The 24,777-nt window shown below is 61.0% G+C and carries 16 protein-coding genes; 7 read left to right on the top strand and 9 right to left on the bottom strand.

Annotation, left to right across the window (positions count from 1 at the left end; translation table 11 throughout):
• Nucleotides 1-375: 375 nt before the first annotated feature.
• Nucleotides 376-1,434, top strand: a complete 1,059-nt coding sequence (purM, locus tag Mal15_RS06670; protein WP_147867048.1) for a phosphoribosylformylglycinamidine cyclo-ligase — start codon at nucleotides 376-378, stop codon at nucleotides 1,432-1,434.
• 135 nt (nucleotides 1,435-1,569) lie between these two features.
• On the opposite strand, the gene Mal15_RS06665 is transcribed toward purM, so the two are convergent.
• Entirely contained in the window at nucleotides 1,570-1,986 is a 417-nt protein-coding gene (locus tag Mal15_RS06665) for an OsmC family protein (protein ID WP_147867047.1), read from the bottom strand.
• Between the two features lie 651 nt (nucleotides 1,987-2,637).
• Here Mal15_RS06665 and Mal15_RS06660 point away from each other — a divergent pair.
• Nucleotides 2,638-2,877 carry a hypothetical protein gene (locus tag Mal15_RS06660; protein WP_147867046.1) on the top strand — a complete coding sequence of 80 codons (240 nt, stop codon included), beginning with the start codon at nucleotides 2,638-2,640 and terminating at the stop codon, nucleotides 2,875-2,877.
• 369 nt (nucleotides 2,878-3,246) lie between these two features.
• Here Mal15_RS06660 and Mal15_RS06655 read toward each other — a convergent pair whose 3' ends face one another.
• From Mal15_RS06655 to Mal15_RS06635, 5 genes are all read right to left on the bottom strand, one after another.
• Nucleotides 3,247-4,149, bottom strand: coding sequence for a DUF4349 domain-containing protein (locus tag Mal15_RS06655; RefSeq protein WP_233903316.1), 903 nt, complete (start codon nucleotides 4,147-4,149; stop codon nucleotides 3,247-3,249).
• 134 nt (nucleotides 4,150-4,283) lie between these two features.
• On the bottom strand, nucleotides 4,284-4,649 hold the full coding sequence (locus Mal15_RS06650) for a DUF2200 domain-containing protein (RefSeq protein WP_147867045.1): 366 nt from the start codon (nucleotides 4,647-4,649) through the stop codon (nucleotides 4,284-4,286).
• A gap of 186 nt (nucleotides 4,650-4,835) precedes the next feature.
• Nucleotides 4,836-8,168, bottom strand: coding sequence for an AsmA-like C-terminal region-containing protein (locus Mal15_RS06645; protein WP_147867044.1), 3,333 nt, complete (start codon nucleotides 8,166-8,168; stop codon nucleotides 4,836-4,838).
• 144 nt (nucleotides 8,169-8,312) lie between these two features.
• The gene (locus Mal15_RS06640; protein WP_233903315.1) at nucleotides 8,313-9,881 is read right to left on the bottom strand and encodes a hypothetical protein; all 1,569 of its coding nucleotides are present in this window, start codon (nucleotides 9,879-9,881) and stop codon (nucleotides 8,313-8,315) included.
• A complete protein-coding gene (locus tag Mal15_RS06635; RefSeq protein ID WP_233903314.1) occupies nucleotides 9,878-10,876 on the bottom strand; it encodes a glycosyltransferase family 2 protein in 999 nt (332 codons plus the stop codon). Before Mal15_RS06635 ends, Mal15_RS06640 begins: the two co-directional genes overlap by 4 nt.
• A 303-nt stretch (nucleotides 10,877-11,179) precedes the next feature.
• Here Mal15_RS06635 and Mal15_RS06630 point away from each other — a divergent pair, with 303 nt between their 5' ends.
• Nucleotides 11,180-11,623: a TM2 domain-containing protein gene (locus Mal15_RS06630; RefSeq protein WP_199773812.1), complete on the top strand. Its 444-nt coding sequence runs from the start codon at nucleotides 11,180-11,182 to the stop codon at nucleotides 11,621-11,623.
• Nucleotides 11,624-12,848: 1,225 nt separating this feature from the next.
• Here Mal15_RS06630 and Mal15_RS06625 read toward each other — a convergent pair.
• From Mal15_RS06625 to Mal15_RS06615, 3 genes are all read right to left on the bottom strand, one after another.
• A complete protein-coding gene (locus tag Mal15_RS06625) occupies nucleotides 12,849-13,385 on the bottom strand; it encodes an REP-associated tyrosine transposase (RefSeq protein ID WP_147867042.1) in 537 nt (178 codons plus the stop codon).
• Nucleotides 13,386-14,050: 665 nt separating this feature from the next.
• Nucleotides 14,051-16,882, bottom strand: coding sequence for an alanine--tRNA ligase (gene alaS / locus Mal15_RS06620; protein ID WP_147867041.1), 2,832 nt, complete (start codon nucleotides 16,880-16,882; stop codon nucleotides 14,051-14,053).
• 78 nt (nucleotides 16,883-16,960) lie between these two features.
• Nucleotides 16,961-17,905, bottom strand: a complete 945-nt coding sequence (locus Mal15_RS06615; protein WP_147867040.1) for a hypothetical protein — start codon at nucleotides 17,903-17,905, stop codon at nucleotides 16,961-16,963.
• Nucleotides 17,906-18,290: 385 nt separating this feature from the next.
• On the opposite strand from Mal15_RS06615, the gene Mal15_RS06610 reads away from it, so the two are divergent.
• The 4 genes from Mal15_RS06610 (at nucleotide 18,291) to Mal15_RS06595 (ending at nucleotide 24,733) form a co-directional block, all read left to right on the top strand.
• The gene (locus tag Mal15_RS06610; protein ID WP_147867039.1) at nucleotides 18,291-22,781 is read left to right on the top strand and encodes a DUF4332 domain-containing protein; all 4,491 of its coding nucleotides are present in this window, start codon (nucleotides 18,291-18,293) and stop codon (nucleotides 22,779-22,781) included.
• A gap of 152 nt (nucleotides 22,782-22,933) precedes the next feature.
• Nucleotides 22,934-23,209: a DNA-directed RNA polymerase subunit alpha C-terminal domain-containing protein gene (locus Mal15_RS06605; RefSeq protein ID WP_147867038.1), complete on the top strand. Its 276-nt coding sequence runs from the start codon at nucleotides 22,934-22,936 to the stop codon at nucleotides 23,207-23,209.
• Between the two features lies 1 nt (nucleotide 23,210).
• Nucleotides 23,211-24,311, top strand: a complete 1,101-nt coding sequence (locus Mal15_RS06600; protein WP_147867037.1) for a hypothetical protein — start codon at nucleotides 23,211-23,213, stop codon at nucleotides 24,309-24,311.
• Nucleotides 24,308-24,733, top strand: a complete 426-nt coding sequence (locus Mal15_RS06595) for a hypothetical protein (protein ID WP_147867036.1) — start codon at nucleotides 24,308-24,310, stop codon at nucleotides 24,731-24,733. The genes Mal15_RS06600 and Mal15_RS06595 overlap by 4 nt, the downstream gene beginning before the upstream one ends.
• The last annotated feature ends 44 nt before the right edge of the window (nucleotides 24,734-24,777 follow it).

Below are 24,777 nucleotides of genomic sequence, written 5' to 3'. Positions count from 1 at the left end.
TGACCATTGTTCTGTCAGACACGGGGCGGAGTTTGGAAAACAGGCAGGCCGCCGAGCATGCGATGACGCCTAGCGATGGATTGCCGAAGAAGCCTCAGGAAACGGTTGGTGAAACACTGACGGTCGGACCTATCAGCCGGGAATTGGCCCCGACATCACTTAGTCAACCGGCACAGTTTACCGTTTTCCGGCGTTTTTGGCGGCCTCAATGACCGCCATCGGAGGCCCGCAAGGGTGGGTGGAACATCGCCGCGCACTACACCGCGGATAATGGCGTTCTGATTGCCAGACGGCTACCAGAGCCGCCGTGGTGATGTCAAACTGGAGCCGCTGACCCGATTTTCCACTCCCAACCTGACTGCTGATCCCCCCTCCATGGCTGCGACATATAAGGACGCCGGCGTTGACCTCGACGTGTACGCCGAATCGATGCGGCGTTTGCCCAAACTGATGCATCGCACCTTCTCCCCACGCGTGCTGGCCAGCGATGGTGGGTTTGCGGGCCTGTTTCAACTCGATTTCGCCGGCAAACTGTTCGCCCGCAACTACGAACAGCCGGTACTGGTCAGCGGCACCGACGGCGTGGGCACCAAACTGAAAATCGCTCAAACCACCGGCGTCCACAGCACCGTCGGAATCGATTTGGTGGCCATGTGCGTCAACGACCTGCTCTGCACCGGCGCCGAACCGCTGTTCTTTCTCGATTACGTCGCGATGGGCAAAGACGACCCGGCTCGGCTGGAACAGATCGTCCAGGGAATCAGCGACGGCTGCGTCGCCGGCGACATGGCACTGCTGGGCGGCGAAACCGCGATCATGCCCGACATGTACGGCGATGATGACTACGACCTGGCCGGTTTCGCCGTCGGTGTCGTCGAACGAAAACGGCTGATCGACGGCAAACAGATCGGCGAAGGCGACGTCGTGCTGGGGATCGCCTCGAGTGGCTTGCACAGCAACGGGTTTTCACTGGTGCGAAAAATCATCGCCGATGCAGGGCTGACCTGGGATTCCACCCCCGAGGCCCTGGGCGGCAAAACGATCGCCCAAGAATGTCTGACGCCGACTCAAATCTATGTCGCCGCCGTTCGGGCCGTCCAAAACCATTACCGAGTCAAACAGGTCATCCACGGTCTGGCCCACATCACCGGCGGCGGGATCGAAGAGAACTTGGATCGGATCCTGCCCCCGGGCGTGGATGCCGAAATCGATCCGACCAGCTGGGAACCGCCTGCCGTTTTCCGATTCCTGCAACAAACCGGCAACGTCGCCGACGCCGAAATGCGACGCGTCTTCAACATGGGCATCGGCATGGCCATGATCGTCAGTGATTTCTATGCCGCCAGCATCCAATCTCAACTGGCCGATCTGGGGATCCAAGCCACGCCGATCGGAAACATCACCTTCGGGACCGGCAAGGTTCGCTACGTTTAGCGATCTGCCACCGCTTCGGTTTTGGGTAGTGGACGAGGCGACGAGTCCTTTCCAAACGCGCAGTGCAAGGACTCCTCGCGTCGCCCACTACCGTTGACCCGAAAACCAAGCTGCGGCGGAATCCCTGTGGACGATTCACACATAGACAAACTCGATCGCCGCATCGATGTCCGGATGAAGACTTTGGTGGACCGGGCACTTCCGCGCCGCCGATTCCAGCCGGTCCCGCATCGCGGCCTCGCTCACCGCGGCGGCTGACATCGTCACCACCGTCCGCAAACTTCCGATCCGACGGACCGGCTTCTGGATCATCTCCTTGACCACCCGGACTTCGGTCCCCTTGATGTCCAACTCGTGACGCTCGGCGACGAGCCCCAGAATCGTTAGGACGCAACTACCAAGTGCCGCGGCGACCAGGTCCGTCGGGGAAAACGATTCCCCCTTGCCGCCGTTGTCCAGCGGTGCGTCGGTAATCAAGGTCGTTTGGCTCGGGCCGTGCGTCGCCGTGCAACCGAGCTGGCCCGTGTACACCACATGAATCTCGACAGCCATCGGTTTGCTCCATCGTTGGGTTGCAAAGGGGGACTCATTTGTTCGCCGGCCACCCTACACCACAAGGAGATCAGTGCCCACGGATGGCAGCGCGAATCCACGGATATTATGCGGTCGACGATCCGTGGGTTCGCGCTGCCATCGGTGGGCTTTTTTGATTCCCACAGACCCCCGCACCGAGCGCACCACCTGACGACAAAAATCCTTCAAGGGAGGGGCTTCATTCGTTTTCCGGTTCCGGGGCTAAATTTGGAGCCGATGCTCTCGTGCCATTGCGAACCCTCCCGCGGGGAGGGTTCATCCAGCAGGACAATAAAACGGTACTTTCCGTGTTGCCTGTGCCGGCGCGCACGGGGGGAACCGGGCGGAGCGTTCAATCGGCCCGAAAGGCATGAACTTTTAAAAAGTTTTTGGAAAACAAAACGTTTTTTCGAGCATCTGATTAGCGTTAAGGGACGATTGCGGTAGATAGATCGACATTGCGCGTTTTTCACGAAAACAAAATGTTGACTCCGATTCGCCTCGACGTAGGAGTCTCCGCCTGATATTTCTGCGTCCCGGCAAAATTTCCAGTTTTGTTTGTCACTTCAACGGCAGAAGTCCGCTTGTTCGAGTAGCGAAAATCACTTCCGCCGCTTGGGAGATAGCCCGATGGCTACATCACAACTTTCCGATTCGCGTTTCACCCGCCTGATCCAGCGAATCGACTCGGTTCTGTGTGCCCACCACGAACTCTGTGACCACTTGGCCAACCTTGAGATTTCGATGGAGGGGTCGCGAATCGTGCTTCGCGGACAATTGCCGTCGGTCGCCCTCAAGCAAGCCCTGGTTCCGGCGATCCGCCAAGCCGGCGTGCTCGGCCAAGTCTGCAACTGCGTGGAAATCGGCTGAGAGACGATCGGCTGAAGCCGCTCAAGCGTCTGCCCCGGTTTCGCTTCCTTCTCAAATTTGTCGCCGCTCGGCCTGGCTTTAGCCCAATACCGCTAAGTTGAGCGTTGTTTCCTGCGGGGAGGGCCCGTAGGCTCGCGCCAAACGGTTGATCATCGTCCGACATCAGCCGGTTCGCGCCAGCGTCCGGGCTTCTCCCTCGGCCTTAACTTAGCGGTATTGGGCTTTAGCCGAAACAGGATGGGCCGTGAGGACGCGGGCGGACGGAGAATTGCAAATTGCAAATTGAACAATGCAAATTTTCAATTGGAAATGTTCATTTTGCAATTTGCAATCTTAACCGACCTTTGGGCTGACGTAGACGACGAGGAATCACGAAGCCGGAAGGTTGTGTCGAAACACACCGATCCACCGCGAGCGAAGTCGATAGGCAATCATCGCGATCGGTAGCAGGATTACGGTCCAGGGAGCCAGTGCCACCGCCAGGATCACAAGTCCGCTGGCGAGGCCGGTGATCGATCGGACCGAACCGCTCCAGGTAGCCGCGATGCGGTCGCCCAAGGTCGGTGCCGCCGGCGGCTGGTAGGTCGCTTCTTCGGTGATCCGCAGCGTCACGGTGGCCAGCGACGTCTGGTCGGTCAACACCCGCATTCGACCTTCCATCCGTTCGATCTCTTCCCGCACCCGTGACAGTTCCCGTTCGATCTCCATCAGGTCCGAGAGTTTGCCGGGGCGTTCTTCCAGCATCGCGACGATGCGTTCTTCCAGCTTGTGTTTGTTGCTGATGCGGGCTTCCAAATCGACATAGGCTTCGGTCACATCATCGGACGTCTCGCTGCGGGATCTGGCAAAACCGAGCGAATCCAGGCCCGAAAGAAAGGCGTCGTAGTTTTCCACCGGGACGCGAATCACCCAGGTGCCGCCGCGGTGGTCGCCGTGGCGTCGATCGGTCTGACGCTCCGCGGCAAACCCGCCGTGGGTGCCGATCACGGCGGGAATCTGGCGTTCGAAGGCTGCAAAATCTTCGACCACCAATTCGACTTCGGCCGTGTAGATGATCTTGCGTTTGGAGACCGATCGATCGGCCGTCTGGAGCGCGGGCACGTCACCTCCGGCGACCAAGGCGACCGCAGGATTCTCCGCCGACGTTTGGATTTCGGCACGATCGAGCACCTCGGCGATGCTGGTGCTTTCGGATTGCTGAGCACACCCCAGCAGCGGCAGGCAGAACGTGAAGGCAGCCAGCAAGCGTTTTGATTTCAATGGATCAATCACGGTTCGGTCCTCGTCTGGGGCGGGCGGTGCACTACCGGTCTGACGAGCGACGGGCCGATTCGGATTTCAAAAATTCGGAAGAATGCAGGAGCGATGGGATGCGGCCTGCGGCGCGGACAATAGAGACTCGGTGGTCACACGGAGCGAAGGATTTTTTCCATTTTCCGTCCCTTGGCAAGTTCGTCGACCAACTTGTCGAGGTAGCGGACCCGTTGCGTCAGCGGGTTTTCGATGTCTTCTACCCGGTGGCCGCAGATCACGCCGGTGATCAGGTGCGCGTTCGGATGGATGGTCGCGGCGCGAAAGAATTGTTCAAACGTCGTTTTGTCCTTGATCTGCTTTTGCAGCGACCGCTCGTTCAGCCCGGTCAGCCACTTGATCACCTGATGCAGCTCCTCTTTCGAGCGGCCTTTCTTTTCAACCTTTGCCAGATAGTGCGGGTAAACCGAAGCGAACGTCATCTTTGCGATTCGCTCGTCCTGACTGCTTTTGCCGCTCATCTTGAGTTCCCGTTGAATGAAGACCAATCACATGCCACTGATCTCATTTTTATAACCGCTGCGGAAGACCGGTGAGAATCAAGAGAGCGATGGCAGAATGATTCGGGGCAGAATGATGAAACTTGAAACTTCACCCCGCGATCCGTGCTCGCCCGGTGGATTCTTCGTGCCCGCCGCCGGATGCCACTACTGCAGCACGCGGCCGACGCCGGCGGAGCGGTCCTTGCGATCGGCGTCCGGCGAGCCGTTCATCCCTTGGAACAACCGTTCGATCGTTTGGCCGACGCCGTCCAGGGCACGTCGTTCGATGCTGGGGTTATCAACGGGCCCCGACACATCAACGGTCCACAGGGTGTAACGCTGGTCCATCAGCGGGCGGAGGATGCGGGTGAAGGTATTGCGAGGCGAGACGCGGGTGTTGAACGTCAGGTCCAACTCGCGACGGCGATCCAACATTCCTTTGCCGTGCAGTGCGATCAAGCTGCCCCACAGTTTCAGATCGTCAAAATAGAGTTCGTTTTCGCTCAGCCGAAAAAAGACGTCGGCGTTGGTAAACGCGACATCTTCGGTCGGCGTGATCGACAGCACGTTCAACAGCTGCATCAGCACCGGCACTTCGTAGAGGTTGGCATTGGTGACGACGGCGTGTCCTTGGCCGCGGAGCAGATCGGTGGTTCCCAGCACGCCTTCCAGGTTGGTGCTGCCGACGAGCGTCCCGGTCAGCTCGCTGTTGCCGTGGCCCAATTCGGCCAGCAGCACGGGCAGCTTGGCTTGAATCAGTGCCAAGCGGACGTTGAAACTGGCATCGGACAGCATCACGTTGCCGTCCATGCGAAGGGTTCCGTCGAACAAACGGCCTTCGATCGGATGTTGAAATTGGCCGTCGCGTCCCACGCCGCCCAGCCGAAGCCGATCGTCGCTGACTTGGAACGGCCCGCGCAACCGAGTGATTTGTAGATCGTTGACGTGCAGCGAATCGATGCGGACCTCGCCTTCGGCGGCGATTTCGCGCGCGTCCTTGCGGCCCTTGATCGACAACTCTCCCCTCAGCCCGTGCACCGGACCGACGTCACCGATCCGGTTGCCTTCCAATTGCAGTTGCAAGTCCCAACCGAAGACCGGATCGGGATGACTGTCGTCACTGAGCAGTGTTTCGGTCAGCCCGCTCACTCCGACCGGTCCGCGGAGGTTCAGCCCGCGCATCGCACCACGCATCTGTTGCGGCAGCGCGTTGATCAGTTCGGCGTCGGGGATCAAACGGCTGCCGTTGTGAACGTCGACGCTAAGCAACCAGCGTCCGTCGTCGAGTTGCCAACAGCCGCCGTCGGCGGAAACCTGCGACCGACCGTGCTCGGCGCGAACGGCATCGATCATGACCCGACCGCCTTCATAACGGACCGCCGCTTCGACGATGTCCAATCGGTACGGTAGGGCAATCGGTTGCAAACGCAGGGTGTCCGATCCGATCCGCTTGGCATCGAATTGGTGGGCGACGACGGTCAGCTTTAACGGCCCCTTGGGTGCATCACGGACGAGTTTGATTTTCAGCGAATCGAGCACACCGCTCGGTGCCAGGGCGTCCCAGGTTTGCCGGGACGGCAGCGGAAGCGAGCTTCGCAGCGCCTCGTCGAGCGAGATTCGGGTGGCGTCAAAATCCAAGACCAGCGAAGGCGATGCCTGGGGCGCCATCGCCGGTGGTGTCGGCGGGTTCGTTCCTGCCACGTCCGCTTGGCCTTCGCGGGGCGGAACACGGTAATCGCCTTCACAGCGAATCAACCCGCCGTTGGCGTTGGAGCCTTGAAACCCGGAGAGCGTCACCTGATCGTCGATCACGCGAACGTCGCCGGCGACGTTGTACAACGGGTACGGGAACCCGCTGAACCGGAGCGTCGCGTCGCTGACCTTCAACTCCAGATCTTGGTGCTTGACGCCGTCGGCGTCGGTTCGCATCGTGCCGCGGACCAAATGAACCGCCCCCAGCGGGTTGAGCGAGCGAATGAATTGTTCCAGCTTGGTGACCTCGCCGCCGCGCGGTGACAACGCGTTTAGCAATTCGCCATCGATGGCGACGGGCCCAGCCATCGCCGCTGAAAACACGCGGGGATGCTGCGCGCCGGGCCGAAGGGGTAGATCAAAAACGCACTGCATCAGCTGGCCGCCGACCCGGCCGCTGACCAGTTCGGTTTGCACCCGATGGTCCGCGATGAACAGGTCGCCGGTGATCTGTCGGACCGGATAGGGGAATTTTTCGTAGTTCAGGTCGACGCCCTTGCAAGTGATCTCGGCAGTGGTTTCGATCCGATCCCCCAGGATGTCCAGGTGCGCCCTGGTCACATCGATCAACCCTCGCGGCTCGAATTTTTTCCAACCACTTTCCAACCGCTCGGGAATCACGGCGGCCAACCGTTGATCCAGCATCAAGTTGTACGCCGACACATCCAAGTGGGCTTCCAGCGGCAGCGAATAGCCGGTCGTGTATCCGTCCAGCTTGATCCGAGCGTCGCCCCAAAAGGCTTGGCACGATTCGAGCTGCGCCCCCTGCGGCCGGCAGCTCAAGACGCCGCGAATCTGCTTGACCGGCATCGATGATTTTGGATGCCGAAAACGACCGTCATGAATCCGGCTGCGGGTTGCAAAATTGGTCGGTTTGCCGGGTTGGATCCGTGCGATCGCGGTCGTGTCGGCAAGTAGTTCCAGCCCTCGAAGCGGCTGAAGTCTCTGTTGGAGCATTGCCGGCAAGCGGTCGATCAGATCGCCACTCAGCCTGCCGCCACGCACCTCCGCACGCACATCGGTTTGTCCGTTCCGAATCGTCACCTGCGCGGCAAAATGTTCGGCGAACGCCGCGGCACCGTTGATACTGATGGCTGTCGACGGCGGAGCCCCCGCTCCCCCAGCGCCCGACTTCCGTTCGCGATTGCCGGCGGTGGAATTCGATCCGTCATCGGCATGGTTCAAGATCACCGCTTGGGCCAGATCGATCTCGATGGGCCGCGCGTCGACCGACTCATTGGCCAGGACGATCTTCGCATCGCGGACTTCAATTCGCGGACAGGCGACCTTGCCAAACTTCGGCAACGGCCACAGCGACTCCAACGAAACCTTGCCGTCGCGATCCAGCCACGCGTTCGCGTGAACGCCGCTGACGACAATCCGACGCGTGACCAGCGGATTTTCTTGCTCCCACAACTTCGAAACGTCCGCACTGGCCACCACCACGATCTGGCTGATCTGGACCAATTGGCGAGACGCATCGTCAGCGATCCCCAGACGCTCGCTCAACGTCCGTCCCCGTCGTCCCGCACCCGATCCAGACGTCTCGGGCAACGCAATGCGGATGTCGTCCAGGATCAACCCGATGTTCGGTTCCACCCGGCCCCGTCCGATCGAAATGTCCAATTCGGGATAGTGGTCGCGGAACGTCTGTTCGACATGGCGTCGGACTTGTTCCCCGACGGTCTGGGGAGCAATGAAGCGAAAGATGAAAACGATCGCCGCAATCAATAGCGCAACGACCATCCATCGAGACGAGTTCCCGGATGGTGCGCGGTTGTGCGATTCGGCGTCCGTGCCGCTCAAAGAGTTTCAAGCTCCAGCTAGCAAGCGATCCTGATTCGGCCGGCGGATCGTCAGCCGTCCGACCCTGCGATGGTACGCCGGTTTTTACGGGGCGATCCAGCCCAAATAGTGCCAAAAACGGTAAAGCCAGGGAGACTGCCAAGGACCATCAAGCGAGATCGAAACGGAAGTCACACTGGCTGCTAGCAAAACGAACGTCAAACACCGCCCCCAAGAACGGCCGGAGAGCCACTCGACGGGACCGGCGATGGCGAACAACCACAACGGAGCGAACCACAACATCCAGCGAAAACACACGCTGACGCCGCCATAGTTGCGGTCGATCTCCGGACGCAGCACATAAAACACCGCGCACACGACCGTGGCCAGAGCGATCGCTGCTAGCAAAAGACGCAGCTCCGTCGACCGTGACGCTCGCAACCCCAGCAATCCGATCGGCATCAACAACCAGATCGGGGTGAGCGAAAAAATGCCATAATGCCCAAACGTCATGTGGGCCGCATAGACCAGCCGCGACGGCTGGCCGATGTCCACGCCACGGCGTTTTCCGTCCACCCAGTAACTGGACGGATAGTCATACCAGTCGTCCCAATGGCGCAGCTGCGCCGGTCCGTCGTCGAGCTGGATCAAGCCGAATTGTCGTTTTCCGTCGACGAGCACCCTGGACCGCTGGGGCACTCTCGATGGCCCGATTTGGATGTCCGATTGTTCGGCAGCGAGAGCCTGTTTCAGCAGCGCCGATCGCACTTCTTCGACGCCCGGATTCGTCTGCGGTAGTGTGGCGATCAGGTCGCCGTCGCCACGATGCATGTAGGGTGGTCGCAGGCTTTGGTGTGCGATCCAGTTGGTCGCAAAGAACGCGGCGGCGACGACCAACACACCGGCGCAGTAGGCCGGCAGGGCAGGCCGCCGGACCAACAGCAGCAGCCCGGCCCAGAACACCGTCATCGACAACGCCGGCAACTCGTTGGCCGCGGTGAATCCGGCAGCCAGTCCGGCCAGCAACCACCAACCGTGCCCGGTCGTCGTGTCCAGCGATCGAACGTAGACGTACAGCACGACCGCTGCCGAGGCGGCGGCCGGCAGGTGATTGTTCAAAGCAATCGTGAACGGCAGCAACATCGTGCCGAAGCAGACCGATGCGGCCAGAAAACACTTCGCCCAAACCGACTGCGTGATGCGGTCGATCGCCAGGATGGTACACAGCAAAAAGACAAACAGGGTCGGGACGTTGACCAACCACAACACGATCCGGCCGACATAGATCGGATAGTCGCTCAGCCACATCCCCACGGTGCGCGAAACGCACCAGTAGACGCCGGCATAGAGCGTCGGCAACAACGGGGGCTTGCTGCTGTAGTAGTGCAATTGTCCGTCACGTCCCTGATGCCGCACCAAGTCGATCGTCGCCCACGGTCGGCGGTTCTGCTTGATCCCGCGACGCTCCAGAAATGGATCGATTTGGTAGGTTCCGTTTTCAACCAAAGCGGCGATCGTGCACCAGCGGGACCGGTCGTTGGCACTTAGAAACGGCGTGTCGCCTTCGCGGCTGATGACGGTCGCGATCCGGCCGGAGACGACCGACAACGCGATCACGATCAACAAGGTGTAGACGGTGGCAACCGAGAATCCTCGGTCGTTGTGGTTCGTCATGACGGACAGCGCTCGGTCGTTTCACGCGGCGATTGTGTGTCTTGCAAAATGCTGTACGGGGTCTTGGATTGATCCGACAGCGACACGATCAGCTCGGCCAGCAATCCGGCCAAGAACATTTGGGCGCCCAGCAGCAGCGCGGTGATACAGTAATAAAACAATGCCGAGGCGTGCAGATCGACGTCGGTCATCGATTCCAATTGTCGCGAGATCACCCACATCGCGGCCAAATAGACCAGGCCGAAGCCTCCGGTTAAAAAGAACAGCAATCCGATCGCCCCGACGAAGTGGAACGGTCGCTTGCCGAACGTTGTCAGGAAGAAGATCGACAGCAGGTCCAGGAATCCTTTGGCCAGTCGCGAGACACCGTACTTGGACTGGCCGAACTGGCGGGCATGGTGAACGACCGGGATCTCGGCGATTCGCCACCCCCTGGCTGCGGCCAACACGGGCACGAAACGGTGTCGTTCGCCGTATAAGGTGACGTCCTTGGTCACCGGACCGCGATAGGCCTTGAACCCGCAGTTGTGGTCATGGAGGTGCACACCGGTCATGCGGCTGACCAGCCAGTTAAAGACTTTGCTGGGCAACGTCTTGTCGAGCGCGTCCTTGCGTTTCTGTTTCCATCCGCTGACGACATCAAAGCCTTCGTTCAGCTTGTCGATGAACGCGGGAATCTCCACCGGATCGTCTTGCAGATCGGCGTCCATGGTGAACACGACGTCCCCGGTGGCTTGGGCGAACCCGGCCGATAGCGCGGCCGCTTTGCCAAAATTCCGCCGGAAACGGATGCCGCGGACGTGATCATATTGCTCGGCAAGTGCCTCGATTCGCGACCACGTTTCGTCGGTCGAGCCGTCGTCGATGAACAGCACGTCGTGGGGCAACCCGATGCCCCCACAGGCCGCGTCAATCTTCTCGACCAACGTGCCCACCGTATCCTGTTCGTCCATGGTGGGGATCACGAACGTCGCGGATCCCGGAAAACCGTTCATCAAAGCTGTCTCACGCGCATTTGACCAGGGGGATGAATAACGCGGCATCCTAGCAGAAATGGGATGGAATTGTCGTGGGATCGATCGCTCGAACATCGCAACGAACTGGTCCCACCGATGGTCGCCAGCGTCCGGCCATCAGACTTGCGAACGGCAAACTTCCTGTTCCGGACGTTGCCAAGATCGGAGCGGGAGTGGCGAATTGGAATGTGATTTGCTGAAGATTGTGACTCGGCGGGTAGGGTCTGCCATGAATGTCCGCTGTCGTTTTTTCCGACTTCCATCGCCCTGAATTTCCGAGCCATGCACGCTACGACCGACCTTTACACAAACCCAGGCCAGACCGCGACCGAGGTGACGGCTCCGACCCACCCGGTGTTGATCGGGTACCTGTACTGGATTCTGGGCATCTTCGGAGCGCACCGGTTTTATTTCGGCCGTCCTGTCACCGGCGCGATCTGGTTCTTTACCGGTGGATTGCTGTTAATCGGCTGGATTGTGGACCTGTTTCTGATCCCCTCGATGGCCGACGATGCCTCGCGTCGCTATCGACCGGGCCGGTTTGACTACACCATCTGCTGGGTGCTGCACACGTTCTTGGGACTGTTCGGCGTCCACCGGTTGTACCTGGGCAAGATCTTCACCGGGGTGCTGTTCCTGCTGACCGGTGGATTGCTCGGCGTCGGGTTCGTGTATGACCTGCTGACGCTGAACGAACAGGTCGATGAGTTGAACGCGGAGATCTGAACCGTGCCCTCCTTCCCTCTTCCCTCGTGACGAGGCTCCGGTCTCGTCTTCCCTCGTGACGAGGCTCCGGTCTCGTCTTCCCTCGTGACGAGGCTCCTGCCTCGTTACGCGCTGCCACTGAGGCTCCGGCCTCAGCGACGCCGTCGGAGGCAAGAGCCTCCGCGGCCTCGCGTTCCCAGGCCGGAGCCTGGGAACGAGCACGGGATACTCGTGACGAGGCTCTTGCCTCGTCACGCGCTGCCACTGAGGCTCCTGCCTCAGCAACGCCGTCGGAGGCAAGAGCCTCCCCGGCCTTGCGTTCCCAGGCCGGAGCCTGGGAACGAGTACGGGATACTCGTGACGAGGCTCTTGCCTCGTCACGCACTGTCCTGAGGCTCCGGCCTCAGAACCATCGTCAGAGGCAAGAGCCTCCCCGGCCTTGCGTTCCCAGGCCGGAGCCTGGGAACGAGTGCGGGGTACTCGTGACGAGGCTCCGGCCTCGTCACGCGCTTCCTTGAGGCTCCTGCCTCAGCACCGTCGCCGGAGGCAAGAGCCTCCGCGACCTCGCGTTCCCAGGCCGGAGCCTGGGAACGAGTACGGGATACTCGTGACGAGGCTCTTGCCTCGTCACGCGCTGCCACTGAGGCTCCTGCCTCAGCAACGCCGTCGGAGGCAAGAGCCTCCGCGGCCTCGCGTTCCCAGACCGGAGCCTGGGAACGAGCACGGGATACTCGTGACGAGGCTCTTGCCTCGTCACGCGCTGCCACTGAGGCTCCTGCCTCAGCAACGCCGTCGGAGAGGCAAGAGCCTCCGCGGCCTCGCGTTCCCAGGCCGGAGCCTGGGAACGAGTACGGGATACTCGTGACGAGGCTCCGGCCTCGTCACGCGCTGCCTCTGAGGCTCCTGCCTCAGCACCGTCGCCGGAGGCAAGAGCCTCCGCGACCTTGCGTTCCCAGGCCGGAGCCTGGGAACGAGTGCGGGATACTCGTGACGAGGCTCCGGCCTCGTCACGCGCTGCCTTGAGGCTCCTGCCTCAGCACCGTCGCCGGAGGCAAGAGCCTCCGCGACCTTGCGTTCCCAGGCCGGAGCCTGGGAACGAGTGCGGGATACTCGTGACGAGGCTCCGGCCTCGTCACGCGCTGCCCTGAGGCTCCGGCCTCAGCAACGCCGCCGGAGGCGGGAGCCTCCCCGGCCTCGCGTTCCCAGGCCGGAGCCTGGGAACGAGGTGGGGTTTGCGAATCTGAGGCTAACGCCAGTCCTGGCAGATCTCTAACAGCCCCTGCTGTCCAGCGTAGCTTCGCGCGCTTGAATATCGCCAATGGACCGGATCATCGACATAACCTCGCTTGACCGGATTGTGGTGAATGTAATCCAATTTTTGCCACATCATCTGGTCGGTATCAATCCGCTTGGGATGACTTCCCTCCTGCCAAAGTTGATGAACCTGGTCATTCTTGTAGCGTCGTTTGAAGTAGCGAAACTGGTCAAGCAGCGTCTGATAACCCCGTTTCTGCATCTCAATCAGAATCTGCTTTGCAGTGTAGGATTTGAATTCCCCCACACGCTTCCCGAGCAATGGCCCGACGCCGATCCAATGCAAATGGTTTTCCAGGACGACCCAACCTTCGATTTGAATGCTCCGTTCCCGTTGTAAAAACCGCCAGGAATCAAGCACGATATCCACAAAGTCAGGATTGGAGAACACCGGCAACCACGCGTTGATGGTGCATGTTACGAAATGGGGGTAAGCATCTTCATCGAATTTGTAGCGAGTTCGGCCCATAAGATTACTTCTCCGCGTTTTCAGAATGAATGAGCTGTTGAAATTTGCATGCGTGTGCGATGCAAACTTGTTTCATCAGCGCATCCGATATCGCGGAAGAGGCGAAGCCTCAGCGACCTCACGATCCCGGGCGGTCGCCTGGGAGTGAAGATCGTTCTCTCGTGACGAGAATTCCCAGAGACGAATGTCTCAGGCATCTTGCGTTTATGGTCGGAGGCAGGAGCCTCCGGCACCTTGCGTTCCCAGGCCGGAGCCCGGGAACGAGTCACGCTGTTTGTACTCTTTTTTGTCCCTCGTGACGAGGCTCCGGTCTCGTCACGCGCTGCCACTGAGGCTCCTGCCTCAGAACCATCGTCGGAGGCAAGAGCCTCCCCGGCCTTGCGTTCCCAGGCTGGAGCCCGGGAACGAGTACGGGATTACTCGTGACGAGGCTCTTGCCTCGTCACGCGCTGCCACTGAGGCTCCTGCCTCAGCACCGCCGCCGGAGGCAAGAGCCTCCGCGGCCTTGCGTTCCCAGGCTGGAGCCTGGGAACGAGTACGGGATTACTCGTGACGAGGCTCTTGCCTCGTCACGCGCTGTCACTGAGTGTCCGGCCTCAGCAACGCCGTCGGAGGCAAGAGCCTCCGCGGCCTTGCGTTCCCAGGCTGGAGCCTGGGAACGAGGTTCATGCGCCCAGTTGCTCGCGCATCGACGTCTTGGCGGCGTCGAGTGCCGCGGGGAGTTTGCTGGGGTCTTTGCCGCCGGCTTGGGCCATGTCGGGACGCCCGCCGCCGCCACCGCCGACCATCTTGGCCGCCGCTCCGACCCACTGGCCTGCTTTCAGGCCCTTGTCGACGAGCGTGTGGCTGAGCCCTCCGACCAGCACGACCTTGTCGCCTTGAACCGTGCCCAGCAACACGGCCGACCCGCCTTCGGACTTCTTGCGGATCTGGTCGATCCAGCCGCGCATCACGTTGGGGTTCGCCCCGGGGACTTCCGCAACCACGATCAAGTCCTCGCCGACCTTTTCGCCCTTGCCGATCAAGTCTTCCGCGGTGATCTTTCCGCCCGCGGTCGCTTGCTTGAGCTGCGTGATCAAGCTGACGCGATCGGCCAACATGGCATCGATTCGCCCGAGCACTTCCTCTTGCGACACGTTCAACCGGCGTGTGATCTCGCGGACGCTGGCCCGCACCGCGGGGTAATCGCCGACGTCGCCGACGGTGCAGTCCTTGGCGACCGTGAACGCCTGGGCGTGTGCGGTGGGTTTGCCGCTGGTCAGTTCTTTCTTCAGCTGCCTGATTTCCCCGGCCAATTGTTCGACCGCGCCGCCGGCACGGGCGGCGTCGGTGCCGAGCCGCTCGGCGATCTCGCTGAGCAACGCTTGCGTCTGCTGACGATGCTCCAGGGCGCGGCTACCCGTCAATGCAACGATCCGGCGGGTGCCGGCCGAGACGCTTTCTTCGGCCATCAGTTCGAACGTTTCGACGCTGCCGGACCTGGAGACGTGGGTGCCGGCGCAAAGTTCCTTGCTGTAGTCACCGATGGAGACCATCCGTACGGGGTCGGGGTACTTTTCCCCGAACAGCATCATCGCGCCGGCCTTGCGGGCTTCGGCCAATGGGACGATTTGCCAGGACACTTCGGCGTCCTCGCTGATCCGCGTCATCACGTCACTTTCGATTTTCACCAGCACATCGTCGGGGATCGGCTTTTGGTTGGTAAAATCGAAACGCAGCCGATCCTCTTCGACCTTGCTGCCCTGTTGTTGGGCGTGGTCGCCGATGTTGGTGTGCAACGCGTGGTGCAGGATGTGGGTTGCGGAGTGGGCGCGAGCCAACGCGCCGCGTCGCTCGGTATCGACGGTTGCCGTGCAGGTTGCGCCTTCTTTAATTTCGCCCTTGGTCAGTTTGCCGTGGTGGACGATCAGTCCGCCATGCTTTTGGGTGTCGTGAACGAGGAACTGGAAATCGTCCGAGGCGATCACACCGGTGTCACCGATCTGACCACCGGATTCGCCGTAAAACGGTGACTCGCTGAGGACCAGACGGAACGCGGCGTCGCCGGGGCGGCTGATGTGGCTGAGCAGTTGCCCTTCGTCGTCTTTGTCTTCCCCGTCGCCGGTAATGATCCCTTTGACCGTCGCGGTCGCCTCGGTGGTGTCGTAACCGACGAAGGGCGTTTCCCGCAGAGCTTCCTTGAGCGTTTCCAGCGGACCGGTTTGAAACAATTCGACCTGGCCGGCACCACTGGCGATCGCATGTTCGTGCATCGCGTCGCGATAGCCCGGCCAATCGAAGGTGAAGTTCTTTTCCGCCGCAAGCGTCTGCAACAATTCCGGTGGGACGCCATAGGTGGTGTTCAACTCCGCGGCTTCTTTGCCGGGGACCATCACCGCATCCTCTTCGTTCATTTCCTCGAACAGTTGCCCGATCCGTTTCATCCCGCCGTCGATGGTCCCGAAGAACGCTTTCTCTTCGGACTCGATGACTTCGCTGACCCGCGCGATGGTTTCCCCCAGCTCGGGATAGGCCGTTTGACTGGCCTGGGCGACGGCGGGGACCAGTTTGTGCAAGAAGGGTTCACGGAGGTCCATTTGGTATCCGTCCAGCACGGCGCGACGGATCAGCCGGCGGACGACGTACTTTGCCTTGTCGCGCCCCGGATAGACGTTTTCGTGGATGGAAAACGCACAGGCGCGGGCGTGGTCGGTGATCCGTCGCAGCCGTCGACCGTTGTCGCTGCCGGGGTCATAGTGCACGCCGACGACATCGGCGGCGGCATCGACGATCGGTCGCAGCGAATCGATGTGGAAGTTGGTCGAAACGCCTTGCAAGACGCTGGCGGTTCGTTCCAGTCCCATGCCGGTGTCGATGTTTTGGCTGGGCAGGGGTTTCAGGTTGTCCGGCGGATCACCGACGCGGTTGAACTGGGTGAAGACCAGGTTCCAGATTTCGACGTCGCTGCCGTCGTCCAGGTGATAATAGATCTCGCTGCAGGGGCCGCAGACGCCGTCGGGGCCTTCGCTGGGAGCGGAGGCGGGCCAGAAGTTTTCGTCCTCGTCCATGCGGACGATGCGGTCATCGGGCAACCCGATCGATTCCTTCCAGATCCCGTAGGCTTCGTCGTCGTCTTTGTAGACCGTCACGGACAGCTTGGCCGGATCGATCGCCAGCCACTTTTTGGCCGTCAAGAACTCCCAGGCCCACGCGATGGCTTCCTTTTTGAAGTAGTCGCCGAAGGAGAAATTCCCCAGCATCTCGAAGAAGGTGTGGTGATAGGCGGTTCGGCCGACGTTGTCGATGTCGCCGGTGCGGAGGCATTTTTGGCAGGTCGTCGCGCGGGTGAAGTCGAGTTTCACTTTGCCCAAAAAGTGATCCTTGAACTGGTTCATCCCTGCCGGAGTGAACAGGACCGAGGGATCCCAGGTCGGGACCAAGACGTCGCTGGGCTTCCGGACGCAGCCCTTGGTTTCAAAGAATTCGAGATATTTTTCGCGGAGTTCGTCGGTTTTCATGGGTCAACGCACGGAGATAGAAAGGAGTGCAGTGGTGCCGATGATATCGGATGGATCCGATTTCTCGTAGCCGGAGCGTCACAGCTTTTCGGCGGGGGTGGGCACGTTGGCGATGCGGATCAGCAACACGGTTTGCTGTTCCATTTGATCGACGTTTTTGCCCCCAAACATCTCCCGACCGAGCCCCTTTCGTTCGGTCGTTTCCGAGACGACAAACAGGTCGCCTTCGCCGCCGGCAAGCTCGAATTCCATCGAATCGAGCGACCAGGATTGACGGCGGACATCGATCCGCAACGCCGCGTCGCCTTGGACCCAATCCTGTTGCATGTCGCCGTGTTGGATTTCCGGCCGCACTCGCAAGCGGATTTGACTGGCCACCCTGTCGGGCCGTGGTGTGACCGCCAGCAAGAACTGGGGGTCGCGCAGGGTCCTGCCGATCGGCTGCGGGTGGTCGTGAATGATGACGACCTGGTCGCCTTGGATCGGCAACCGAACCGGCAACTCATAGCGTTTTCCCAATCGCATCGGGATCGTCTTGGTGCCTTCGGATTGGTGGCTGGAAACGGCCACCGAACTCAGAAAATCGGCCACGATGTCGGGCGACTGGGCGGACTGCAACGCGTCCAATTTGCCGACCAGTCGCTCCGGCTGGGCCGCTTTACCGATCCGCAATCCGTTGTGCCGCAACACCGTTCGGGTTTCCGGCGACAACACGGTTTCGTCGACCCATTGCCACATCGATTGCAGCTGGTCTGGATCCGCCGGATCAAATCGGATCTGGACGAATCGCGTTTCCAGTTCGATCGTACGCGTGATCTTTTTCAGCGGCAGCGTGGGACCACCACGATCCGAGTGGGGCGAGTCTTCGTGTCCGGGCCAGCTGGACCAGGACGCACATCCGACCGGCAGGATCGCGCAGGTCAGAATCAGCGAGATCGCCAGATAAAATCGACGCCGGCAGGGTTTCCGACAGCAATTCTGACCGGGCGTGCCGGGAATTCGATTCGGTCGCGGAGTGGGCATTCGCGGCATAGGGCAGAAAATGGCGGATTCGTCATGCCAACGGCGAGGACTCCTCGCGTCGTCCACGACGGCTTACCCGAATTGGAAGGCGAGACGGAAGACGATTCCCCGAGTTGACTTCAACAAACGCTTCGGGGCGACAGCCGTGGGCGGCGCTGGCGGCCGCGGCGAAACGTCGTTTCACGCCCCAGGGACTACGATTTTTCCGGCATCCGCGTCAAGACAAGCCCTCGCCAGATTCCTCTTTTCGTGAAACACGACATTCACTAAAGTTCCCCGATCCCGCATCCCAGCTGCTTGATCCCCGCAAACGCCGAAATGAGTTTTGGACGTCGATCGGGCAACTGAAACTGTATTGTTGCTGTGGCCAAGGAGGAGCCCGACCATGTTGTTGGACCGGATCGATATCGACACCCACGGCCCCCTGACTCGTGTCGAGCTGGGGCCTTTCTCAGAAGCCTTGAACGTGATTTGCGCGCCCGAAGGGTCTGGGAAAACCGCGATCGTCCGTTTCGTTCGCGACTCGTTGATTCGTCGCGAGTATCCGCTGGGCATGATGAGCTCTTCGGCCGGCCGCGTGGTCTGGGCCGATCGCAACGGAAAAATCCATTGCCGTCGCGAGCACGACGGGACCTCCAGCGGACGGCGGACGATCGAATTCGAATCACGCGGCGAAGCGGCCCATCGATTCGATTGGCTACACGGCAGCTGGATCAACGGGATCGCCGATTCGACCGACGCGACGCGTGCCCTGGAATCGATTCGAATCCCCGAATCGATCGTCGACGGCATCCTGACCGACACCGCCGTGACCAGCGTTTCACGCGTCATCAGCGCGTGCCTGCGCAGCGGACTTGGCGACCCGGCCTTGTTCGCCGGATTGCCGCTCAATCGCTCGGCCGTCAGCGGGCTTTCGCCGGCCGAGACCGCCGACCAACAGACATCACGGCGGGCAATGCGCGACGAGCTGGCACGAATCGAAACGGAATTGGCATCGATCGAATTGTCCCGGAACGGATCGGCAGACGCCCCAGATTCCGCCGATTTGCGTGAACGAGCATCGATCGCCGCCCGCCGCCGATACCTGCAGTCGCGTCTGGCACAGTTGCAATCGGCACAGTTGCAATCGACACAGCGGAATGCCGCCGGCTGGCCGATCGAAGGCGAACTGGCCGAGCTTCATGATCAAATCTGGCAGCTGCGTGTCCGCCACAGCGAACTTTCTCGCTGGCTGGCACACCTGCAATCCGACCGCAATCGTGCCCGATACACCGCGCCGATCACGGCATCGCCTTATGCCCGCCACTCCAACGACGACTTCTTCGGCGTTGCATCGATCCCGCCGGCCGCCGCGCTGGAAATGGACGCCGAACTGCGTCGCAAACTGATCGATGTCGACGCCCAAATCACGCGTTGGCGTCGCGTGATGACCGAATTATCCAGCTTGCGCGAGATGGTCGCTTCGGATGCAAACCGTTGGGACCTGCGCCGAACCTTTGACGGTCTTGGGACGTTGCCGATGTCCGAGCAGGTGCTGCGTCGCGGACGCATGCATCATTTCCTGTGGGCGCTGGACCATCACGCCGCCGATCCCACCGTTGCGACGTCATGGGGAGCGTTTGCCGCTGACGGCCACACGACGCGTTGGCCCGACGAGATCGACTTGAGAATCGAAGCGATCGTTCGCCAAGTCGACTGGCTGGCCGCACGCTACGATCAACCGCATTCACTCGCTTCCGCTTGGTATCGCGACTTGCCAAGCGAATTGACCTATCGCGGCAGCGGATCCTTGGTGCGATCCTTGCGTGCGATTCGCGAAGACCTGCAAAACGTTCGCCGCCAGGGATTTCGGTTTGCCGCGCGTGCTGAATATACACGTGCCGAACAAACACGTGCCGCTGAGCGTGCGATCGCACTACGCCGAGAACATGAAGTGGACGACTTGCGCCGCAGCGAGCAGTGGGTGGTTGCGACGATCGAGCGACTGCTGTCCTATCGGGAAAGTTTGGTTCGCAACCGACAGCTGGCTGACTTGGTGCGTTATCCGTCCTGGCTGGACGACACCTACCATCGACAAACCTGGTCGGCTTGGTACATCAATCACCTCGACGGCGAATCGCTGGCACGCAGCCGAGAGCTGGAACAAGTCACCGCACAACTGGACCGCTGTCTCGCCAGAGCGTCGCAATTGCGGCGTCGAATGGTGCCCCCAATCGGCGCTGCCCCGATCGCCACCGGCGCGGCGTTCACCACGGGTGCAGCGCTGGATCCCATGCTCCGATCACCTGACCTCGGCCACCTGCCACTGGGCGATTTCGCGTCCGATCCGGTTCGGCTGCAAGCGTTGATCGACGCCACACTGGCCGAGCTTCGGACGCTCGAACAACCCGTCGCACCCGAGCACCATGTGACACTCGACGGCACCGGTTCGCCGCGCGTGCAATGGCTGAAACGCCGGCGTGCCGAATTGATCAAGACACTCGGCGTACCTCAAGCCGCGGCCCGCTCCGGATCACCGCTGGCCGACGAGGCGAGTCAATGGTTGGTGCGGCTTTCAGGCGGTCGGCTGGCGCGATTGGATTGGAACAACGCCGATTTCACCACGGCCCCTGATCAAGTCGCCGCCGCATCGCAAGTCGGGTTTGCCAAGATCGACGGTCGTGACGAAGCGATCTGTCCGGCCGTCGACCGGGCGTTGGCGGCGTTGGCACTTCGCATGGCGGCTTCGGATCTGCTGGCCCGGACGGGACGGGCGATTCCTCTGGTGATCGAATTGCATCGTGAATTGGTACGAGACTTCGTGGGTTACCAACACGCCAACGCGGCACCCGAGACGTTCGCACCGACCGATGCGGCCGAACCGGTCAACCTTACCGTACTGGCGGCCCTGGACGACTTCACGAAAAACGGGCGACAAGCCATTTTGCTGGCCAGTGACACGACGTTTGCCGACCAAGCGGGACGCCACGGAGGCCAGGTGTTCACGATTTATGGGCAACGGGTCAAACACGAACACCGGCCGCTGTGGAGTCCACATTTTTCGCCGGAAGGCTACGCCGGGCCACACGCCCAGTCGCATCTGCCACCGGAAGCCACCGACCCACTGCCGCATAGCGACGCCTTTGTCGATCGCTATCACGACCAGTATTTTGATCAGTTGCCGATCGGCGCATCCCTGGCCGACATCAATCGCAACCTGGACACGATTTGGCACGAGGCGTACGGAATTTCACCCGATGCCTCGCCGTACGCGGCTCCGCTGTACGAGATGCCGCCGTCTGCCGTACCACCATCGGCCGCTTCGACCGCATGGAACCACGGGGGAGGGCCGCCGATTGGGCGCATGGATTCGTCGCCGACCGACACGGGACACTGGCACGACGGCTATTACTTTGCCGATGCTTACACGACCGCACCGTCGACACACTCGACAACGTATGCGACGACGGCGTCCCGAGACAGCCAGCCGCGATCGTCAACGGACGGCTCGAAACTGCAATCCGGTCCGACACAAGCGGGCCAACGTCCCGCTGCGTCACCGTTCTTCCTGACCGTCGATAGCCCGATCGATCAAGCGCCCTCGATCGACGCGGTCGCGGCGGCACGTCTACGCCGGCTGCAAGTCACGCACATTAACCACTTGATGAACCAGGACCCCAATCGGCTGGCCGATTCATTGGGCTTGGCCGGTGTGACGGCGGCAACGATTCGTCGCTGGCAGGCGGAAAGCCGCCTGGTTTGCCACGTTCCGCAACTGCGCGGGTTTGACGCGCGGGTGCTGGTCGGGTGTGGAATCGCCGACGCCGGCCACCTGTCGTCGATCGATCCGATGGATCTGCTCGATCGCGTCGAGGCCTTTCTGGCGACCGAGCGCGGACAGCGAATCCTGCTCAGCGGGACAAGCTACGAACTTTCGCGCATCACCAGTTGGATCGCGGCGGCCAACGTTAATACCGACGACCATCCGCTGGGTGTGATGGCCGACCGGCAAACCGTCAACGGACGCGTTGTCCGCCAGCAGCGCGACGGGAAAACGATCGAGGAAAAACCAGCAAACAATCGTTACGAATACGAGTTCGTCGATGATCACGGGCAAGTGGTCCGGGCCAGTTCCAATCGAAACCGATCGACGCGACGTTCGGCCGGCCGATCGGAGCGTCGGGGAAACCTGGCCGGTCGCTCGGGCGGCAACGGCGTTGGCAACAACACCGGGGCGATCAACGACGATGGGGCGAGCGACTTTGAATCGGACCGCCGGCCGAGCGCGCGTCGACGGCGCGATGACGCGCCGACACGCTCAGGCCGCAACGCATCGCGGGTGGCCCGGGACCGCGCGCCGGATCAGCGGCGACGATCACAACGGCGGCGCGATTCGGATGGGGCCAACAGATCGGAACGTCGACGCGAATCGCAGCGCGCCGATGACAATGATCTGCAGCTTCGCTTTTACCTCGAGCGCGAGAGTCCGGTCGTGGACGCACCGTCCATCGGATCGCGGATGGCCGAGCGACTTGAAGCAGTCGACATCATGACCGTCGACGATTTGATTTGCGCCGACGCCGCGGAGTTGGCCGAACGGTTGAACCGTCGACGCATCGATGCCGATGTGATCACAGCTTGGCAACACCAAGCGATTCTGGTGTGCCGTGTCCCCATGCTGCGTGGGCACGACGCGCAACTTCTGGTCGCCGCCGACGTCACCACGCCCGAAGAAGTCGCCGAATATGATCCCGGCGATCTACTGGAATTGATCGACCCGATCGCCCGCAGCAATGAAGGCCAGCGAATCCTTCGCGGCGGACAGCTGCCGGATCTGGAGGAGATCACCGAGTGGATCCGGTATGCGGCGCTCAGCCGTGAATTGGTGGCCGCGTGAGCTTGCTAGCAAATGGTGGTTCCCCTGCGTGGAGAGTGATTCCCGCAAAACGGTGAATTTTTGAACTCAACTCTTTGCCAATCGGCGGATCATCGCTTACTCTCTCCGCAAATCTTGCCACCCTTCATTTGCCCGACCAAAAGGAGTTTGGAATGAGCACCAGAATTCCACTGAGCCGTGCCGACGAGGAAGCTCGTCTGCGCAAAGAGCGTTTGGATTTGAGTATTGCTGAGATGGGCCTTTCGGTTCGCACGACGAACTGCCTGGAAGAAACCGGCATCTTGACGGTCCGTGATTTATTGGGCGCGACGCCCAAGCGGTTGCTGTCGATCAGCAATTTCGGCGAGAAGACTCTCGGCGAAGTGTATGCGGCGTTGGAAGAGTTGGGATTCTATCGCCCGAGTCGTCGACCTCAGCAACCCCGCTGATATGGCGCGCTTTCTTCGACCCTGGAGCAAGAAACGGGGAAAGCGTTTCATCGGCACGGAGCTCCGCAGCCTACTTTGGGAAACCGCATTTTACAGCGGCGTTTTCTTGGTCGGCGTGTTTGTCGTGTCGCTGGTGGTGATCAGCCAGTTGTCGTCCTGGGACAAGCTGGAAACCCTGAAAGAGCTGACAAAGATCCAGCCCGAGGATGTCACGCCGCCGGAGCTTGAGGGCGGCGGCTTGGCCAGTTGGATCTTTGGCATTCTGGGATTTGCCGCGATCGGATCGGGGGCCGGCGGGTTGATTTACCGCTTGGTGAGTGTGGGGGCCAGCAACGAGCGACGATCCGCACTGGCCAAACGAGCCTCTTCGATCGAGATCATTGTCCCCTCGGCCACCGACATCGAAAAGATGCCCTCGGTGCCGCGCGGTGACGCGTTGACCGATAGCCCGGGCGAGCGGCTGACGTACCGATTGGCTGCCGAAACGACATCGGGCAACGAACTGGTCGGTCCGGCGCTGTTGGCGTTGCTGTGGAATGCGGTATGGTTCGTGTTGCTGGCGGTGGTCGTGCTCGGGTTCTGGCATTCCAGCCCGCGCTACATTTTAACGGGACTGCTGATCCCGTTCGGCGGGATCGGTTATTGGTCGTTTCGTTATTTCCTGGCCCAGCTGCGCCGATCGGCGGGGATCGGGCCGACGATCGTCGAAATCAGCGACCACCCACTCTACCCAGGCTGCAAATATCGCCTGTTTGTGTCCCAATCGGGGCGTTTGCGATTGCGTCGTCTGCGTGTGCGCGTCGCCTGCGAGGAAGAAACCGTGTATCGTCAAGGCACCGATGTCCGGGTCGAACGGTATGAAGTTTTCACGCAAGAATTGTGTGCCGAGCGTGATGTTCGAGTTGACCCGCAGGCACCTTGGGAACAACAATTCACCTTAGACCTTCCATCCAATGTGATGCATTCCTTTGTCGCCTCGCACAATGCCGTCAGGTGGAAAGTGATTGTCTCTGGAGAAGCCCGTCCGTGGCCATCGTTCTGCCGAAGCTATCCCGTCGTCGTTCACCCACCCGGCTTGCCTCCGAAACGCAACCCGCGGTGAGTGTTTCATTGTGCCGCGAGGACGGCATCTACGAGGGCGGACGGGAGCTTACCGCGACGTGGCGAGTCTCGCGGGTCACGCTGGATGCGCTCAATGCGATCGAAGTCTCGGTGTTGTGGCACTCCGAAGGCAAAGGAGACACGGACCTGCACGTCCATCACTTTGAACGCTACGAAGCCGACCAGATCCGGCGTTTCGGACTGGCCGACAAGCATCCGTTGGTTTGCCTATTGCCGGCAACACCGCTCAGTTATCACGGCCGGCTGATCCGATTGCGGTGGTGCGTCCGAATGCGGCTGTTCCTCAATGACGGTCGCGAGATCGTCACCGACCAGCCGTTTTACCTGGTCGCACCGAATTCGATCCAAAAAGGCACCGCCATCGTCGTCGGCGACGAGCGACGAAGCCGCCCGGGAAAGTAGCGGAACCTGGCAAGGGATTCGCGGCTCGGGCACTTGTTCCCAGG

The organism is Stieleria maiorica (assembly GCF_008035925.1).
GTDB lineage: Bacteria > Planctomycetota > Planctomycetia > Pirellulales > Pirellulaceae > Stieleria > Stieleria maiorica.
The sequence above is the reverse complement of the archived record's forward strand: the minus strand, read 5'-3'. Positions and strand labels throughout refer to the sequence as shown.

Excerpts from the sequence above, each read along its gene's own strand:
- purM (WP_147867048.1), top strand. The coding sequence starts at position 376 with ATGGCTGCGACATATAAGGACGCCGGCGTTGACCTCGACGTGTACGCC.
- Mal15_RS06665 (WP_147867047.1), bottom strand. The coding sequence starts at position 1,986 with ATGGCTGTCGAGATTCATGTGGTGTACACGGGCCAGCTCGGTTGCACG.
- Mal15_RS06660 (WP_147867046.1), top strand. The coding sequence starts at position 2,638 with ATGGCTACATCACAACTTTCCGATTCGCGTTTCACCCGCCTGATCCAG.
- Mal15_RS06650 (WP_147867045.1), bottom strand. The coding sequence starts at position 4,649 with ATGAGCGGCAAAAGCAGTCAGGACGAGCGAATCGCAAAGATGACGTTC.
- Mal15_RS06645 (WP_147867044.1), bottom strand. The coding sequence starts at position 8,168 with ATGGTCGTTGCGCTATTGATTGCGGCGATCGTTTTCATCTTTCGCTTC.
- Mal15_RS06640 (WP_233903315.1), bottom strand. The coding sequence starts at position 9,881 with ATGACGAACCACAACGACCGAGGATTCTCGGTTGCCACCGTCTACACC.
- Mal15_RS06635 (WP_233903314.1), bottom strand. The coding sequence starts at position 10,876 with ATGAACGGTTTTCCGGGATCCGCGACGTTCGTGATCCCCACCATGGAC.
- Mal15_RS06630 (WP_199773812.1), top strand. The coding sequence starts at position 11,180 with ATGCACGCTACGACCGACCTTTACACAAACCCAGGCCAGACCGCGACC.
- Mal15_RS06625 (WP_147867042.1), bottom strand. The coding sequence starts at position 13,385 with ATGGGCCGAACTCGCTACAAATTCGATGAAGATGCTTACCCCCATTTC.
- alaS (WP_147867041.1), bottom strand. The coding sequence starts at position 16,882 with ATGAAAACCGACGAACTCCGCGAAAAATATCTCGAATTCTTTGAAACC.
- Mal15_RS06615 (WP_147867040.1), bottom strand. The coding sequence starts at position 17,905 with ATGCCCACTCCGCGACCGAATCGAATTCCCGGCACGCCCGGTCAGAAT.
- Mal15_RS06610 (WP_147867039.1), top strand. The coding sequence starts at position 18,291 with ATGTTGTTGGACCGGATCGATATCGACACCCACGGCCCCCTGACTCGT.
- Mal15_RS06605 (WP_147867038.1), top strand. The coding sequence starts at position 22,934 with ATGAGCACCAGAATTCCACTGAGCCGTGCCGACGAGGAAGCTCGTCTG.
- Mal15_RS06600 (WP_147867037.1), top strand. The coding sequence starts at position 23,211 with ATGGCGCGCTTTCTTCGACCCTGGAGCAAGAAACGGGGAAAGCGTTTC.